At 59.5% G+C, this 16,149-nt stretch carries 17 protein-coding genes; 9 read left to right on the top strand and 8 right to left on the bottom strand.

The features are described 5' to 3' along the window. Nucleotides 1-28 precede the first annotated feature (28 nt). Entirely contained in the window at nt 29-1,213 is a 1,185-nt protein-coding gene (locus tag ACMGG9_RS12315) for a CMD domain-containing protein (RefSeq protein ID WP_414162247.1), read from the bottom strand. Nucleotides 1,214-1,230: 17 nt separating this feature from the next. Between ACMGG9_RS12315 and ACMGG9_RS12310 the strand changes: the two genes are divergently transcribed. Then, a complete protein-coding gene (locus tag ACMGG9_RS12310; protein WP_004930590.1) occupies nt 1,231-1,488 on the top strand; it encodes a hypothetical protein in 258 nt (85 codons plus the stop codon). Nucleotides 1,489-1,633: 145 nt separating this feature from the next. Here ACMGG9_RS12310 and sapF read toward each other — a convergent pair whose 3' ends face one another. Genes sapF through sapA form a run of 5 tightly spaced genes read right to left on the bottom strand, consistent with a single transcriptional unit; the run spans nt 1,634 to nt 6,928 of the window. Beyond that, nucleotides 1,634-2,446, bottom strand: a complete 813-nt coding sequence (sapF, locus tag ACMGG9_RS12305) for a putrescine export ABC transporter ATP-binding protein SapF (protein ID WP_016927550.1) — start codon at nt 2,444-2,446, stop codon at nt 1,634-1,636. 1 nt (nt 2,447) lies between these two features. Next, nucleotides 2,448-3,440 (bottom strand): putrescine export ABC transporter ATP-binding protein SapD, encoded by a 993-nt coding sequence (sapD, locus tag ACMGG9_RS12300; RefSeq protein WP_016927551.1) that lies wholly within the window; start codon nt 3,438-3,440, stop codon nt 2,448-2,450. Next, nucleotides 3,440-4,330, bottom strand: a complete 891-nt coding sequence (gene sapC, locus ACMGG9_RS12295; RefSeq protein WP_004930580.1) for a putrescine export ABC transporter permease SapC — start codon at nt 4,328-4,330, stop codon at nt 3,440-3,442. The genes sapD and sapC overlap by 1 nt, the downstream gene beginning before the upstream one ends. Beyond that, on the bottom strand, nt 4,317-5,282 hold the full coding sequence (gene sapB, locus ACMGG9_RS12290; protein ID WP_004930575.1) for a putrescine export ABC transporter permease SapB: 966 nt from the start codon (nt 5,280-5,282) through the stop codon (nt 4,317-4,319). Before sapB ends, sapC begins: the two co-directional genes overlap by 14 nt. Next, the gene (gene sapA, locus ACMGG9_RS12285; RefSeq protein WP_033643238.1) at nt 5,279-6,928 is read right to left on the bottom strand and encodes an ABC transporter substrate-binding protein SapA; all 1,650 of its coding nucleotides are present in this window, start codon (nt 6,926-6,928) and stop codon (nt 5,279-5,281) included. The genes sapB and sapA overlap by 4 nt, the downstream gene beginning before the upstream one ends. Nucleotides 6,929-7,132: 204 nt before the next feature. Here sapA and folE2 point away from each other — a divergent pair, with 204 nt between their 5' ends. The 4 genes from folE2 to ACMGG9_RS12265 all read left to right on the top strand — a co-directional run bounded on the left by folE2 (nt 7,133) and on the right by ACMGG9_RS12265 (nt 11,151). Then, a complete protein-coding gene (gene folE2 / locus ACMGG9_RS12280; protein ID WP_047575022.1) occupies nt 7,133-8,059 on the top strand; it encodes a GTP cyclohydrolase FolE2 in 927 nt (308 codons plus the stop codon). Then, nucleotides 8,049-8,609 (top strand): carbonate dehydratase, encoded by a 561-nt coding sequence (locus tag ACMGG9_RS12275; protein WP_033643236.1) that lies wholly within the window; start codon nt 8,049-8,051, stop codon nt 8,607-8,609. The genes folE2 and ACMGG9_RS12275 overlap by 11 nt, the downstream gene beginning before the upstream one ends. 10 nt (nt 8,610-8,619) lie before the next feature. Beyond that, nucleotides 8,620-9,807, top strand: a complete 1,188-nt coding sequence (gene zigA / locus ACMGG9_RS12270; protein WP_414162246.1) for a zinc metallochaperone GTPase ZigA — start codon at nt 8,620-8,622, stop codon at nt 9,805-9,807. 384 nt (nt 9,808-10,191) lie between these two features. Further along, nucleotides 10,192-11,151, top strand: a complete 960-nt coding sequence (locus ACMGG9_RS12265; protein ID WP_414162245.1) for an SDR family NAD(P)-dependent oxidoreductase — start codon at nt 10,192-10,194, stop codon at nt 11,149-11,151. Between the two features lie 110 nt (nt 11,152-11,261). Here the strand turns inward: ACMGG9_RS12265 and pspF are convergent, their stop codons facing one another. Next, a complete protein-coding gene (pspF, locus tag ACMGG9_RS12260) occupies nt 11,262-12,269 on the bottom strand; it encodes a phage shock protein operon transcriptional activator (RefSeq protein WP_042784644.1) in 1,008 nt (335 codons plus the stop codon). Between the two features lie 184 nt (nt 12,270-12,453). Between pspF and pspA the strand changes: the two genes are divergently transcribed. The 4 genes from pspA (at nt 12,454) to pspD (ending at nt 14,129) form a co-directional block, all read left to right on the top strand. Then, nucleotides 12,454-13,119, top strand: coding sequence for a phage shock protein PspA (pspA, locus tag ACMGG9_RS12255; protein ID WP_004930555.1), 666 nt, complete (start codon nt 12,454-12,456; stop codon nt 13,117-13,119). 63 nt (nt 13,120-13,182) lie between these two features. Further along, nucleotides 13,183-13,410, top strand: a complete 228-nt coding sequence (pspB, locus tag ACMGG9_RS12250; RefSeq protein WP_004930553.1) for an envelope stress response membrane protein PspB — start codon at nt 13,183-13,185, stop codon at nt 13,408-13,410. After that, nucleotides 13,410-13,769, top strand: a complete 360-nt coding sequence (pspC, locus tag ACMGG9_RS12245) for an envelope stress response membrane protein PspC (protein WP_033643233.1) — start codon at nt 13,410-13,412, stop codon at nt 13,767-13,769. Before pspB ends, pspC begins: the two co-directional genes overlap by 1 nt. Nucleotides 13,770-13,865: 96 nt before the next feature. Next, nucleotides 13,866-14,129 carry a phage shock protein PspD gene (pspD, locus tag ACMGG9_RS12240; RefSeq protein WP_071883554.1) on the top strand — a complete coding sequence of 88 codons (264 nt, stop codon included), beginning with the start codon at nt 13,866-13,868 and terminating at the stop codon, nt 14,127-14,129. 20 nt (nt 14,130-14,149) lie between these two features. Here pspD and ACMGG9_RS12235 read toward each other — a convergent pair whose 3' ends face one another. Beyond that, nucleotides 14,150-15,997: a hypothetical protein gene (locus ACMGG9_RS12235; protein WP_213587753.1), complete on the bottom strand. Its 1,848-nt coding sequence runs from the start codon at nt 15,995-15,997 to the stop codon at nt 14,150-14,152. Nucleotides 15,998-16,149 lie beyond the last annotated feature (152 nt).

The raw sequence follows: 16,149 nt of genomic DNA, 5'->3' as shown, positions 1-16,149 counted from the left end.
GCGGCCAGTATTAGCCGCGTAGTGGTATTCAGTCGATAGCGCTGAAAGATTCCGCATCGCCCAGCGTTTGGCGCAGGCGGTTTTCCCAGGCGTAGAGCGCGACGGTGAGGATCACCTCCAGCGCCTGCGCTTGATCGAGGCCGCTGTTGAACAGCGGCTGCACGCTCTGCGGGGTGAACTTCTCAGGTGCGCGCGTCAGCTCGGCGGCGGTGCGCATCACTGCGAGTTTTACCGAATCTTCGGTATACGCCAGCCCCTGAGGCAGCCCGGCGAACAGCGCCTGAACCAATCCCTCATCCTGCAATTCTTGCGCGACGGTGGCCGCGCAGTAACGGCTGCCGTTGATGCGCGAGACCGCCAGCGTCGCCAGCGCCTTGAGGCGACTCGATAACCCATATCCTTCGGCATTGATGCCGTTGAACACCCCGTTGCGCTCGCACAGGGTGGCGGCGTCGTGGGCTAACAGCAAATAATAAGATTCGGCGCGCGCCTGCGGGTGACTTTGATCCAACACATCAAGCTGTTCGGCGGCGGCGGTTTCCGCGTCGATCGGTGGCAGGCGGGCAGACCAATTCAGTTCGTCGGCGCTGAAAGCGATGCCATCGGCGTCTTCGACGTTAGGAAAGCCGGGCACCACCACCACCGGGCGGCCGGCCAACGCCGCGACGCCGGCGACCACGCGCGCTTGATAGCTGACAAAACCGATCACCTGCGAAAAGGTGACAATATCCGCCGGGCTCAGCCCGACGTCGGCGAGCTGTTGCAGCGCCTTGCGGCAAATCAGCGTGGGCTGGCTGGCAAGCTGGCGGGCATATTGGGTGATCTGAGCAAGGCGGATATTGCTTTCCCGGGAGGCGTCCGGGCTGTGCAGCGGGGCGAGGCGGGCGGCGTAGTGGCTACAAAGCGATTGCACGCCCGTCACCTGAGCGACGGTCAACGCGGTGCTGAGGCGATCGTAGGGTGACAATGTCACGTATCGTGACAGCGGCACCTGGTCGGGAAACAGCGCGTGGTAACCGGCCAACGAGGCGCTGAACACCCCGGCGCGAGCGCTGAGCGCATTGTTTAAGGCTTCATCGGCGAAGGCGCCCAGCCCCAGCAGAAAGCGATCGCGAAGGGTGGCCGCCTGGGGTTCCAGCGGCGCATCGCCCCGCACGCTGCTTTGGGTTTCGTGATACCACTGGGCATTATGTTGTCGACGGAGTCGTTCCATAGGGTCAATCCTTAATCATGATCAACAGCCGCCGCTGCGCGCGGCAGCGTCGGCTGGACAAAGAGGCAACATGCCCGCAGGCGGGGCGAAAGGCGGTTTTAGCGCAGCTCATCACAGCAGAGGGCGTGGCCGTAAACAGAAAAACCGGCTGCCAGCGTGAGCAGAAACTGCGTAAGGCGGCGATGGCGAATGCTGTTCATCAGTGCGATATCCTGTCGTATGAGAAGTGCAACGTAGGGGATATCCTCACCGATCGCCCTGGCGAGATAAAATAATGTTACGGACTAATCAATAACTGAAAGGAATAAAATATAAGGATATATAACAAGAATGTAATTTGCATGTGCGCTTTCTTGCTAAGCGGCAGGCGCGCAAGGCGATAAAAAACCCGCCGCAGCGGGTTTGAGGTGAAGGCGTGACTCAGAAGCGGCCGCCGTCGCGCCGCCAGGCATCGGCGGTCAACGCTTCGCCGAAGTGGCTGGCGATAAGGCGCTTGGTCAATTCGTGCAGCGGCGCCGCCAACACCTCTGCGGTGCTGCCGCGCTCGACGATTTCCCCTTCGTGCATCACCAGCACCTGGTCGCTGATATGCTTCATCATGCCGAGGTGCTGGGTGACATAAATATAGGAAATACCGTGTTTTTCCTGCAGTTCCAGCATCAGGTTGATGATTTGCGAGCGCATCGACATGTCCAGCGACGCCAGCGCCTCATCGGCGACGATCACCTTCGGTTGCAGGATCAGTGCGCGGGCCAGCGCGACGCGCTGTTTTTGCCCGGAAGCCAGCATGTGCGGATAGTAGTAGGCGTGATCCGGCAGCATGCCGACCTGGCGCAGCGTTTGGTTGATGCGCTGCTCGCGCTCGGCGGGCTCAAGATCGGTGTTCAGCCGCAGCGGCGCATCCAGCAGCTGGCCGATGCGCTGGCGCGGGTTGAGCGAGGTGCTCGGATCCTGAAAAATCATGCGAATACGCTGGCTGCGGTAACGATAATCGCCGAACGCCAGCGGATGATCGTCGATCAGCAGCTCGCCGGCGGTGGGTTCCACCATGCCGGAGAGCATCTTCGCCAGCGTGGATTTGCCGGAGCCGTTCTCGCCGATCACCGCCAGCGTCTGGCCTTCGCGCAGGGTAAAGCTGACTGATTTCACCGCCTCGACGTGCTGGCGGCGGAACAGCCCGGTGCGGTAGCGGTAGGTTTTGCTCAGGTTGCGCACTTCCAACAGCGTTTCCATGTTATTGCTCCTCCATGTTCAGCGGGAAGTGGCAGGCGAAGAAGTGGTTTTTGACCGGCCGCAGGCGCGGCGTTTCGATGCACTTCTTCTGCGCGTAAGGGCAGCGCGGCCCCAGGCGGCAGCCGATCGGCAGGTGTTCCAGCGAAGGAATGGCGCCCGGCAGCGTATTCAACCGGCTTTTGTGCGGCAGCGAGCGGCCGAAGTCCGGCATGGCGCGGATCAGCGCCTGGGTGTAAGGGTGGTGCGGCGCCGCCAGCAACTCTTCGCACTGGGCGCTCTCCACCGTTTGCCCGCAGTACAGCACGTTCACTCGATCGGCCCACTTGCTCATCATCTGCAGGTCGTGGCTGATCAGCAGAATGGTGGTGTTGTTGTTCTGGTTGAGGCGCGCCAACAGACGGAAAATCTGCGCCTGCGTAGTCGGTTCCATGGCGTTGGTCGGCTCATCGGCGATCAGCAGGCGCGGTTGGTTGGCCAGCGCGATGGCGATCATCACTTTCTGGCACTCGCCTTCCGTCAGCTCGTACGGGAAGCTGCCCATGATGTCGTCATGATCCTTGATGCCGACGCGGTGCAGCAATTCGATGGCGCGGCGTTTGCGCCAGTTGAAGCGCTGCCACCAGTGGCCCTTATAGGTCCAGCCCGGGATGGCCTGCGCAAGCTGACGGCCGATGCTCTCGGAAGGATCGAGACAGGACTGCGGCTCCTGGAAGATCATTGAGACGTTGTGGCCCACCAGCTTGCGCCGCTCGCGCGGGCTCAGCTGCAGCAGATCGATGTCGTCGAAACGAAAGCGATCGGCGGTAACGCGCCAGTTGTCTTTGGTTACGCCGCAGATGGCCTTGGCGATCAGGCTCTTGCCGGAGCCCGATTCGCCCACGAGGCCGCGCACTTCGCCCTCGGTCAGCGTCATGCTGACGCGATCGACCGCCTTGACCGGCCCTTCGGCGGTCATAAATTCAATCGTCAAATTGCGGATATCGAGTAACGGCATTATTCCACCCCGGCATTGATTGCGCGGCGCATACCGTCGCCTAACAGGTTAACCAGCAGCACGCTGACGAGGATGGCCGCGCCGGGCAGCATCACCGTCCAGGGCGCGACGTACACCAGCTCGAGCGAATCGCCGAGCATCGCTCCCCATTCCGGCGAAGGCAACTGCGCGCCGAGATCGAGGAAGCCGAGCGCGGCGATATCCAAAATGGCCATCGACAGCGCGCGTGTGAACTCGGTCACCAGCACCGCCGCGATGTTCGGCATGACCGCGTACCACAGGATCTGCAGCGTGGAGGCGCCGTCAAGCCGGGCCGCCACCACGTACTCTTTCTCCAGTTCGTCGTGCACCGCGCTGTAGATGGTGCGCACCATGCGTGGCAACAAGGCGAGCCACACCGCCAGCATGGCGTGTTCAAGTTTGGGGCCGATAAACGCCACCACCACGATCGCCAGCAGCAGCGACGGAATCGACAGCAGAGTATCGAGGATGTGGTTGAGCACCGCCGAGCGCAGCCCGTGGGTGACGCCGGCGAACACGCCGAGGATCACGCCGCAGAACGCCGCGGCCAGCGTCACCGCCAGCGCGGAACCGAAGGTGGCGGCGGTGCCGGTCAACAGGCGGCTGAGGATGTCGCGCCCGAGATCGTCGGTGCCGAGGAAGAACGACACGTTGCCGTAGCGCGACCAGGACGGCGGCAGCAGTTGATAGCCGAGGAACTGCTGATCCAGCGCGTAGGGCGCCAGCAGGCTGCCGAACAGCGACAACAGCAGCAGGGCGATCACGCCGTAAAAACCGATCATCGCCAGCGCGTCGCCGTAGAAAATCCGCCAGGTGTAGCGCAGCGGGCTCGGCATCTTTTTCTCGCGGTATACGTTATCGAAGGGCATACCATTCCTTATGTTTCAGCGGGTTGGTTGCCGCACCCAGAATGTCGGCCAGAACGTTAATGGTGATCACCAGCGTGCCGACCACCATCACGCCGGCGGAGATCGCCGCATAGTCCTGTTGGCGAATGGCGTTGATCAGCCACCGGCCGAGGCCCGGCCAGCTGAACACCACTTCGGTGATCATCGCCAGCGTGAGCATGGTGGAGAACTGCAGCCCCAGTTTGGGCACGATCGGCGGCAGCGCGTTGTGCAACACGTGGCGACGAATGATGGTGAAGCGCGACAGGCCGCGGGTGGCGGCGGCCTTGATGTAGTTTTGGCTCAGCACGTCGTCGGTGCTGATGCGCATCAGCCGCACCACTTCGGTGGTGGGCGCCACCGCCAGCGCGGCGATCGGCAGGATCATGTGGCGCAGGGCGCTGCCGATCATCTCGGCGCGATACGGCGAGTCCGACAGCCAGGCGTCGATCAGCGCGAAACCGGTGATGGGCTTCACCTGATACAGCAGATCGAAACGGCCGGAAACCGGCAGCCAGCCAAGATGCAGCGAGAAGAACAGCATCAGCAGCAGTGCCAGCCAGAACACCGGCATCGAAAAGCCCAGCAGCGCGAAGGTGCTGATGGCGGTGTCCTGCCACTTGCCGCGCAGCACGCCGGCGATGATGCCCAGCGGAATGCCGATAAACAGCGCCAGGGCGAAGGCCAGCAGGCACAGTTCCATGGTGGCCGGGAACACTTCGCGCAGCTGTTCGCTGATCGCCTGGCCGTTGATGCTGGAGACGCCGAAGTCCCAGTGCAGCAGGCTGACGAAGTAGAATTGATAGGCGTCCAGCAGGGCGGCGCCGTTCAGCGGCGCGCGCGGCGTGAAATAGCTCAGGCTGAAGCTGACCAGCGTCAGGAAGAACAGCGTGATCAGCAGCAGCAGAATGCGGCGCAGGGTAAAGATAATCACTTTTTCACCTCCGGCGCGGATTCACGGTACACCCCGGCGAACGAGGCGTTGCCGAACGGGCTCAGCACCAATCCCTTGATGTCGTAACGATAGGCCTGCAGGCGCAGGGAAGACGCCAGCGGCAGCACCGGCAATTGCTGCTCGAGGATTTTCTGCGCCTTGCGGTAGTTGTCGATGCGCTGAGACAGCTGCTGCGACAGCAGCGCGTTCTGCAGCACTTCGTCGAAGCTCGGGTCACACCAGTGAGCATAGTTGGTTTGCGAACGGATTGCCGCGCAGCTCAGCAGCGGCCGGAAGAAACTGTCCGGATCGTTGCTGTCGGTGGCCCAGCCGGTCAGGGTCAGATCGTGGTTCATTTCCATCAGGCGCGCTTCCTGGAAGCGGCCCTCCACCGGCACGATGGTGACGTTGATGCCCACCTGGCCGAGGTCGGCCTGGATCAGCTCGGCGGTTTTCAGCGGGCTCGGGTTGTAAGACTGCGAGGCGGTCGGCACCCACAGCTTCAGGTTCAGCTGGCCGACGCCGGCCTGCCGCAGCATCTCGCGAGATTTGGCCGGATCGTACTCGGTGACGTGCGCGTCGTTGTCATAGGCCCAGGAGGCGCGCGGCAAGATCGAGGCGGCGGTTTCCGCCGTGCCGTAATAGATAGACTGCATCAACCGCTGGTTGTTGATCGCCAGCGAGATCGCCTGGCGCACATTGAGGTTGTCGAGCGGCGGTTTGCGGGTGTTGAACGCCAGATAGGCGATGTTCATCCCCGGACGCAGCGTCAGGCGCAGGCGCGGATCGTCGCGCAGGATAGACAGCTGGCTGGCCGCCGGATAAGCCAGCACGTCGCATTCGCCGGTCAGCAGTTTGGAGAGGCGGCCGGTACCGCCGGCGCCCAGATCGATCACCACCTGCGGCATGCGCGGCAGCCCTTTCCAGTAGGCGGCGTTGCGCGCCAGGCGAATATATTGCCCCGAGCGGTATTCGTTGAGCAGGAACGGGCCGCTGCCGACCGGCTCGCGGTCGATCAGCTCCTGATGGCCCTCACGCGTCAGCAGATCGGCGTACTCGGCGGACAGCACCGGCGCGTAGTGGGTCGCCAGATGCCACAGGAACGAGGCGTCCGGCGACTGCAGGCGAATCTCCACCGTATAGTCGTCGAGCTTTCTCACGCTCTGCACCGAATCGCCGAACTGCAGGCTGTCGAAATAGGGGTATTCGCCGCCGTTCACGTCGTGATACGGGTGTTTCTGATCGAATACGCGGGCGAAGCTGAATACCACGTCGTCGGCGTTCATCTTGCGGGTGGGCGTGAACCAGGCGGTGGTCTGAAACGGCACGTCCTTGCGCAGATGGAAGCGGTAGGTGGCGCCGTTGTCCAGCACCTCCCAGCTCTGCGCCAGCTCGGGGATCAGGCGATAGGTGTAGGGGTCGACGTCCAGCAGGCGATCGTACAGCTGGGCGGCCAGGGTATCCACCGTCAGGCCGCTGCTGGCCATTTGCGGGTTGAAGGTATTCAGTATGCCGCTGACGCAATAAACAAAGCCGCTCTGGCGAATGTCCGGCAGCGGCGCCGCGCTGGGCGCGGGCGGTGTTGTCGCGGCCAGGGCAGAGCCCGTCAGGCACAACGACAGTATCCAAAAGGGTAAACCACGCATAGAGGCTCATGGGTTAATCAGCAATAGCGTTAGTGTATCGCACTCTGACCAGCAGCCCAATCCATTGAGCAAAATCGCTGAGTTTTCTGCGACTTGATTGATCAGCCCATTCAGCGGCAAGAAAAAAGTTTTTCATGTTATGTTATAATATAACAAAATCATGTTACCGTTCCCCGGCAAAGTCACAATAACGCAAGGGGATGTATGAACGAAGTTGCACTTCCACCACGCCGTTCGCTGCCGGATGCTCAGGCATGGCGCGGCGAAATGAGTGATGTCGGGCTCGATTGGGTCGGGATGCAAGGGATCGCGCTGCCGCTGGAGCTGGCCGGCAAGCCATTGATGGCGAAGGTCGACGCCGGTATCAACCTGCGCGCCGAAGCGGCGGGCGAGCGCGGCATTCACATGTCGCGGCTGTATCTGGCGCTGGACGAGTTGACGCAGGGCGAGCTGACGCCGCAGCGCATCGGCCGAACGCTGCAGGCCTTTTTGGCTTCGCAGCCGGAACGCAGCGATCGCGCCAGCTTGTCGATCGGCGGCGAGCTGTTGCTGTCACGCCCGGCGCTGCTGTCGCCGCAGCGCGGCTGGAAAGCCTATCCGCTGCGCATCGAGGCCACCCTGACGGACACGCTGACGCTGGCGCTGACCGTCGGCGTGCCTTATTCCTCCACCTGCCCGAGTTCGGCGGCGCTCAGCCGTCAGTTGGCGCAGCAACAGTTCCAGTTTGATTTTGAACAGGCGGCGGAGCGGGTCAGCCAACGGCAGGTGAGCGAGTGGCTGCTGGAGCAAGGGATGCCGGCCACCCCCCACAGCCAGCGCAGCTGGGCCTGGATCACCGTGACGCCCGAGAATGAGCGGGCGTTTGAGCCGGTGAAACTGATTGATCGCATCGAACACGCGCTGGGCACGCCGGTGCAAACGCTGGTGAAACGCAGCGACGAACAGGCCTTCGCATTGGCCAACGGTCAGAATCTGATGTTTTGCGAGGACGCGGCGCGCCGTCTGTATCGCATGCTGCGCAGCCAGTGCGACTACCGCGCTTTTTCGCTGCGCGTCGAGCATCAGGAGAGCCTGCATGCCCACAATGCGGTGGCGGAGCTGAGCTGGCGGGGAGAACACCATGCTGCGTAAAAATCCCAGTGGCCATCTGCCGCAGGTCTCGCCGCTGGCCTACATCGATCCCACCGCCATTATTTGCGGCCGGGTGATCGTCGAAGACTTCGTTTACGTCGGCCCTTATGCGGTAATTCGCGCCGATGAGTTGAACGCCGTCGGCGACATGGAGCCGATCGTCATCGGCTCGCACTCCAATATTCAGGACGGCGTGGTGATCCATTCCAAGAGCGGGGCGGCGGTGACTATTGGCCGTTACAGCTCGATCGCCCACCGCGCCATTGTGCACGGCCCGTGCCGCATCGACGATCGGGTGTTTATCGGCTTCAACAGCGTGCTGTTCAACTGCCACGTTCAGTCCGGCTGCGTGGTGCGCTACAACGCGGTCGTGGACGGCGTAACGCTGCCGGAAAACCGCTATATCCCCTCGACCGAGCGCGTGGGGCCGGACAGCGACCTGTCGCGCTATCGCCAGGTCGATCGCGGCGCGCTGCAGTTTTCGGAAGAAGTGGCCGCCACCAACGTCGAGCTGGTGCGCGGTTACCAGGCATTACGCAATGAATTTTAATGAGGTCCCCATGAAACAACTTCCCGTGACCGTGCTTTCCGGCTTTCTCGGCGCCGGCAAGACCACGGTGCTGAACCACATCCTGAACAACCGGCAGGGCATGCGCGTGGCGGTGATCGTCAACGACATGAGCGAGGTGAATATCGACGCTGCGCTGGTGGAGAATGAAGTGCGCCTCGATCGCCAGCAGGAGAAGCTGGTGGAGATGAGCAACGGCTGCATCTGCTGCACGCTGCGCGAAGACCTGCTGGTGTCGGTGCGCGAGCTGGCGCAGGACGGGCGCTTCGATTATCTGTTGATCGAATCGAGCGGCATCTCCGAACCGCTGCCGGTGGCGGAAACCTTTACCTTTGAGGATGAACAAGGGGAAAGCCTGTCGCAGTTCGCCCGGCTGGATACCCTGGTGACGGTGGTCGACGGGGTGAATTTCATCCGGCAATACCAGCAGGCGCAAAGCCTGCAGGAAGCTGGCCAAAGCCTGGGCGAGGACGATCTGCGCAGCGTGGCGGACCTGTTGATTGAGCAAATTGAATTCTGCGACGTGATCCTGGTCAGCAAGACCGATCTGTTGACGCCAACGCAGCAGGGCGAAGTGATGGCGCTGCTGGCCAGCCTGAATCCCGACGCCCGCATTGTGCCGATCGTGCCGGGCAAACTGCCGCTGGAGGCGGTGCTGAATACCGGCAGCTTCAGCTTTGAAAAGGCGCAGCAGGCGCCCGGCTGGCTGAAAGAGCTGCGCGGCGAACACGTGCCGGAGACGGAAAGCTACGGCATCAGCAGCTTTGTCTATCAGGCGCGGCGGCCGTTTGCGCCGGACAAGTTCTACCGCGTGATCAACGGCGACTGGGGCGGCGGTAAGCTGCTGCGTTCGAAAGGCTTCTTCTGGCTGGCGACACGGCCGCGGCAGGCCGGGCAGTGGAGCCAGGCCGGCGGCATCGCCCATTACGGCCTGGCGGGCACCTTTTGGCGCGCGATCCCGCAAGACAATTGGCCGCAAGATCCGCAAACGCGGGCGCATATACAGGAGAAATGGGTGGAGCCGTTCGGCGACATGCGCCAGGAGCTGGTGTTTATCGGCCAGCACTTGCAACAGGCGGCGATCGTGCGTCTGCTGGACGACTGCCTGCTGAGCGACGACGAAATGGCCGCCGGCGTGGACTATTGGCTGGAGATGGCAGACCCGTTCCCTGAGTGGTAATTGCGCAATCTTCGTGTGGTAATGAGAAAAATTCTCAACAAAGTGCTTTACAGACGATACTGATAACTATTATCATCGCCTGGCAGTTCACGGAAGGCCACAGTTTGCGGCTCTGATGTGGAAGGCACGACATTGCTCACATTGCTTCCAGTGTTTTTTAAGCCAGCTCGGGTGCTGGCTTTTTTTTTGCCTGTTTCAGACCGGAAACCTCGCCTGGCGAGCCGCCATGCCCCACTTTCTTCTTTTTTGCCGCGTAACCTGGACGATCTCGACAGAAGTTCGGGGTTTCATGCATTCACAGTCCCGTGATGGAATTTCATACTCCTTCTCATCGACGCGCCGGCTGCGTTTGGCCGGCCACTGTTAACCGTGAGGAGAATGCCTGTGATTACCCAACAAACCCCCATCAAGTCAGGATTCGGGCCCAAAACGACCGCCGGCGAGGTGCTCGCGGGCCAGGATCTGTCAGGCACGCTGGCCATCGTCACCGGTGGCCATTCAGGCCTCGGTCTGGAGACGACGCTGGCGCTGGCCAACGCCGGCGCACGGGTTATCGTCGCTTGCCGGGCACCGGCGGCAGCCAAAGCGGTGTTAGGGCAGAGCGCCGGCGTCGAGATCGCCGAACTCGATCTCGCCGATTTGAACAGCGTGCGTCGTTTCGCTGCAGACTTTACCGCATCGAGCCTACGGGCGGATATCGTCATTAACAACGCCGGGGTGATGGCATGCCCGGAAGCGCGGGTGGGGCACGGTTGGGAAAGGCAGTTCGCCACCAACCATCTCGGCCACTATGCGCTGACCAATTTGCTGTGGCCGACCATTGCCGATGGCGGGCGGGTGGTCACCGTCTCCTCCGCCGGGCATCACCATTCGGCGATCCGCTGGGAAGATGTGCAGTTCGAACGCGGTTACGACAAGTGGCTGGCGTACGGTCAGTCGAAGACGGCGAATGCCCTGTTCGCCGTCTGGTTGGATCTTCTGGGCCGCTCGCGGGGGATCCGTGCATTTAGCCTGCATCCGGGTAGCATCGCCACGCCGCTGCAGCGGCACATATCGAGAGCAGAGATGATAGCCCTGGGCTGGATGGACGAAGAGGGCAATCCGGCCGATCCCGATGCCCTTAAAACGCCTCAGCAGGGGGCTGCTACGCAGATCTGGGCCGCCACCTCACCGCAGTTGCAGGGATTAGGGGGCCTCTACTGCGAGGATGGCGATATTGCCGGCATCGCCGTCCACGACAGTCAGGCGCTGGTCGGCGTGAAGGAATACGCGATCGACCCGGAACAGGCGCAGCGTCTGTGGGCGCTTTCGGCATCGCTGACCGGCATTGATGCCTTCGCCTGACCAGGCCGCTAAAAAGCCGGCCTCTCCAGGCGGCCGTTCTCAGGCCACATCACTCAACCTGGGGCTAATAGCTGACGGCCGGGAAAGACCGGCACCCAATCCCCGCGTTGCTAATCTTCGCCTTGCTCGCCGTTTTGCAGCAGCGCATGCTTTTTCAGCATGCCGCGTAGCTGATGGTAGGTGAGCCCCAGCAGCTGCGCCGCCTTGCGCTGGTTGAATCGCCCTTGCTGCAGCGCTGCTTCGATCAGCGCCTTCTCTTGCTCCAACTGCCAGTTTTTCAGCTCGAGCGGCAGCGCCGGCAACGCGCCGGCGCCTTCAGGGGCAGGCGTAAGCGGCGTGGCCTCGCGTGGCGCAAACGGGTTGATGACGATCTCATCCAGCGGGTTGTCGCTGTCGCCGTGACGATAGACCGAACGTTCCACCACGTTTTTCAGTTCGCGCACGTTGCCCGGCCAGCCGTAGTTGAGCAACGTCTGCCTGGCGCGTTCGGTAAAGCCGGGAAACAGCGGCAGCGCCAGCTCGCGGCACATTTGAATGGCGAAGTGCTCGGCCAGCAGCATGATGTCGGGCCGGCGTTGGCGCAGCGGCGGCAGCTGCACCACGTCGAACGCCAGCCGATCCAGCAGATCGGCGCGGAACTTGCCCGCCGCCGCCAGCGCCGGCAGATCGTCGTTGGTGGCGCACACCAGGCGCACATCTACCCGCAGCGGCTGGCTGCCGCCCACGCGTTCCAGTTGGCCGTATTCGATCACCCGCAGCAATTTCTCCTGCACCAGCATCGGTGCGGTCGCCAGCTCATCGAGGAACAGCGTGCCGCCGTCGGCTCGCTCGAAGCGGCCCAGATGACGTTTCTGCGCACCGGTAAAGGCGCCGGCCTCGTGGCCGAACAGCTCGGAATCCAGCAGGTTTTCATTCAGCGCCGCACAGTTGAGCGAGATGAACGGCCCTTGCCAACGGTTGGAGAGGTAGTGCAGACGATGGGCGATCAGCTCTTTACCGGTGCCGCGCTCGCCGATCACCAGCACCGGTTTGTTTAGCTTTGCCACCTGGGAGACTTGCTCCAATACTTCGACAAAGGCGTTTGCTTCGCCCAACAAATTCTCTGGCTGTTCGTTCATGATGAAATTCGCCAATGTTTGGTGAAAATAATCACTCTACAGCAAGCGCGCAGAGAGTCAAAAATAAAGAGTTGTTGTTTTTCAATAATATAAAAGTTGGCACGGGTTTTGATTATCTCTTTGGGCAAGCTGTACGACTTAACGCGGCGCTTCAGACGCCATCAGAACCAAGAGGAAGTGAATTATGGGTATTTTTTCTCGTTTTGCCGACATCGTTAACGCCAACATCAACACCCTGCTGGACAAGGCGGAAGATCCGCAGAAGCTGGTGCGGTTGATGATCCAAGAGATGGAAGACACGCTGGTTGAAGTCCGTTCTACGTCGGCGCGCGCGCTGGCGGAGAAAAAGCAGTTGCTGCGTCGCATCGAGCAGGGTGAAAGCCAGGTAAGCGACTGGCAGGAAAAAGCCGAGCTGGCGCTGCGCAAAGATAAAGAAGACTTGGCCCGCGCGGCGCTGATCGAAAAACAAAAGGTTGCCGACCTGATCGCCACGCTGACGCAAGAAGTGGCGACCGTAGAAGAAACGCTGGCGCGCATGAAGAGCGAAATCGGTGAGCTGGAAAACAAGCTGACCGAAACCCGCGCGCGGCAGCAGGCGCTGGCGCTGCGCCATCAGGCCGCATCTTCCTCGCGCGAGGTGCGCCGTCAGCTCGACAGCGGCAAGCTGGATGAGGCGATGGCGCGTTTCGAACAGTTCGAACGTCGCATCGACCATATGGAAGCCGAAGCGGAAAGCATCAGCATCGGTAAAAAGAAGTCACTGGACCAGGAGTTTGCTGAGCTGAAAGCCGACGACGCCATCAGTGAGCAGCTGGCGGCGCTGAAAGCCAAGATGAACCGCTCCGAGTAAGGCGAACCGCGGCCACACGCCGGAGGTGGCCGCCTATCCAGGATCCGATAAGAAGGAATAACAATGAGTGCTTTATTACTTGCCATTCCGCTGACAATTTTCGTGCTGTTTGTCGCGCCGATTTGGCTTTGGCTGCATTACAGCAATCGGCAACAGACCGGCATCCAGCTGAGTCAGCAAGAAATGCAGCGCCTGGCGCAGCTGGCGGAAGACGCCAAACGCATGCGTGAACGCATTCAGGCACTGGAAGAGATCCTCGATGCGGAACACCCGAACTGGAGACAGTCCTGATGAGCATGACGCTGGGCAGTAAAAAGCTTTATCGCGTACCCGAAGAAGGCATGGTAAAAGGCGTCTGCGCCGGTCTGGCCCACTATTTCGACGTACCGGTGCGCCTGATCCGCGTGATGGTGGTGCTGTCGCTGTTCTTTGGGCTGTTTTTCTTCACGCTGGTGGCCTATATCGCGCTGGTGTTCGTGTTGGACGAAGCGCCGGCCAGCCGTTTCGAAGGCGAGCATCAGAAGACGCCGCGCCAGTTGCTCGATCAGCTGGAATATGAGCTGGGCAGCGGCGAACAGCAGCTGCGTCAGGTCGAGCGTTATGTGACGTCCGACACCTTCGGCGTTCAGAGCCGCTTCCGCAAGCTGTAACTCTTCTTGCGATATCCGGCCTGTGCAGGCCGGGTATCTCGCCGCCGTCATCCCGTTGAAGGTTATCTTAATCGTCTTGTGCCGGAGGGCATTGTCATGAATAAAATTGATGTCGCGAACGCCACCAGAACGGGTGGGTTTAAATCAGGAGCGGCGGCAATGTTGAAGACATTGGCTAAAGTCATCATCATAGCGTTATTGAACTATGGCCCGGCGGGCGCCGCCGGCTGGCTGTTGAAGACCGTCGGCCGCAAACCGGTGCGCTTCGTGCTGGCGCTGGTGCTGGAACCGCTGTTCCGTAAAGGCCTGAACAAGGCATTCGGGCGTTACGTGGCGGGAGAGAAAATGCCGCCCAAGTAGGGCGGCATGATATCGTTCATTCAATTCGCTGCGGTGACTTTTGTCCCCGGGGTTGCCAAATAGACCCAATTCGAACCGTTGCTTATGATTGCCTGTGCCGATGGATTTGCTGCGGTATTGGTGCAAAAAATAGCGGTGCCTTTGCAAACATTCGCAGCAGGAAGTTGAGCAAACGTCATGGAAGATAAGCTCGTGCCGAAACGACTGATGCGACTGGAGGGGCGCCACCCGGTAGTCGTTTTCACCCAGCTATAGATGGCACCTTCTTCGTCACCGGCCACAGCAGTATTGAACCATTCGGAACCAATGGGGCGCATTACGCCGCCGAGCTCTTTGGGGCCGTCGGCGATCCGTACTGCGGTATAGTTGGATTTTCCAGGCTGATATGAACAGCCGTAACTGGTGCTGATGGTCGTGTTGCCTTCAACGTCAACGTCAATGACCGAGCCAGCCCCCGATCGTGAGACATAGTAAAAATCTCCCGAGCAACGCCCGCCGAGGAAACGTAGATTGCTGGTATTGCTTTTCACGCTGCCATACTGGCAGTCGACCAAATCGATACGTGGGTTGGCTCCATCTTCTGTCAAAGCAACGTTGCCGGAAAAGTGGGTGTCCGAAATAGTACTTGGATAAGCAGGGTATCGCCAGGTCAAACTGGCTAGTCGGCAATTGCTGATCATGGCTTTTACACTGGATGAAAAGTCCATATCCTGAAGCCAGCACCCATTCATGAACACATTGAATTTTTTGCCTGATGCTGCGTGAGTAATGTTCCCTCCTCGATTAATATTTGTAGCATATAAAACACCGTATCCAGAGCTATAGACTAAGTGTTTTATCTCTGATGCCTGAACTTCATTGAGGTAAACTTCGCCAGAATTATTCATATATAATAGACAGCTGGCATTGGGATTGTTGCCGATCAATTTTTGAAGCGGGCCGGTTCGATGTTCCATATGTAGGTTTTTAAACCAAAGTCCTATTCCACCATTAACATAGATAGTCGGGCTTATCAAATTGGCTTCCCATTGACAATCTTCGAATCGTAACATGTTGCAGTGGTCATTTTGCATTGTTGATGTTAAATGAATGGGGGCAAGAAGCATCTTATTGAAGTCAGTGATGTCCAGGTAGTTATCATAATCTCCCGACGTTCTGCCGCAGCCTTGAACCTCGACGAATTTGAAGTAACTATCCTGAACCTTATCTAAATAAAGACCGGCTCCCCGACAGTAAAGAATGCTTACATTCTGGGCATGCACATAGCTTGCGTATTTTATACTCAGTCCGCAAATCGTCTTGTTATTTCCCCTTAGCTGGAAGTTTCTGAAACTGACACCGCTATAGGTTATTTCTCCCTGAGCGGCGTCGATGGTTATAATCCCTGTTATATCAGTCTGTTCTGCCAAATCTTGTCCGTTGTAGACGAGCACGGCACGACCGTTGTAACTGCTTTCACCGTAAAGGGAAATTCCACTGTTGGCTGGAAAGATGACCGGTGTTTTAATATTCCAATAGCCGCTTGGAATCTTTACGGAGCGTTCACCTCTGATCAGTGCAATGTTTTGAATCAGGGGGCCATTATCGTCAAGAGTAAGATCACATCCCCCGTCGTATAAAGAAAGCTGGGTTAAGTCATTACGATACCACGCTGCTGGGGATTGATTGACTTTAAGCGTCGAATAGCCACCGTCGTCAATAGCATTTACCGCGTTGGTGTGTCCTGTAAATACACCACCACCTTTACCCTTTCCTTGATAATACTCGGTTAAGATTATGCGTTGACCGTCATATTCTGGTTGGGTGTTTTTAAGTGTTGCCATCGAATTTATAATGGTCAGGCCACGCTCGAAATTAATTGTGCTCATCGGATTCTCCGGTTAATATTCGTATTGACATAAACGTTTTGATGAAGGGGTTGTATCGTTAGTACGAGTGATTCTGATTATTCCTGTGGGGGTAATACTATCTCGTCTTTGTATAGGGGGCGATATTAGGTTGCTCGGCTATGTCTTACACA

Origin of the sequence: Serratia sp. BNK-10 (assembly GCF_047456065.1) — a bacterium.
GTDB classification, from domain to species: Bacteria; Pseudomonadota; Gammaproteobacteria; order Enterobacterales; family Enterobacteriaceae; genus Serratia; species Serratia ureilytica.
Note: the sequence above shows the minus strand (reverse complement) of the source record. Positions and strands in the feature narration are given on the sequence as shown.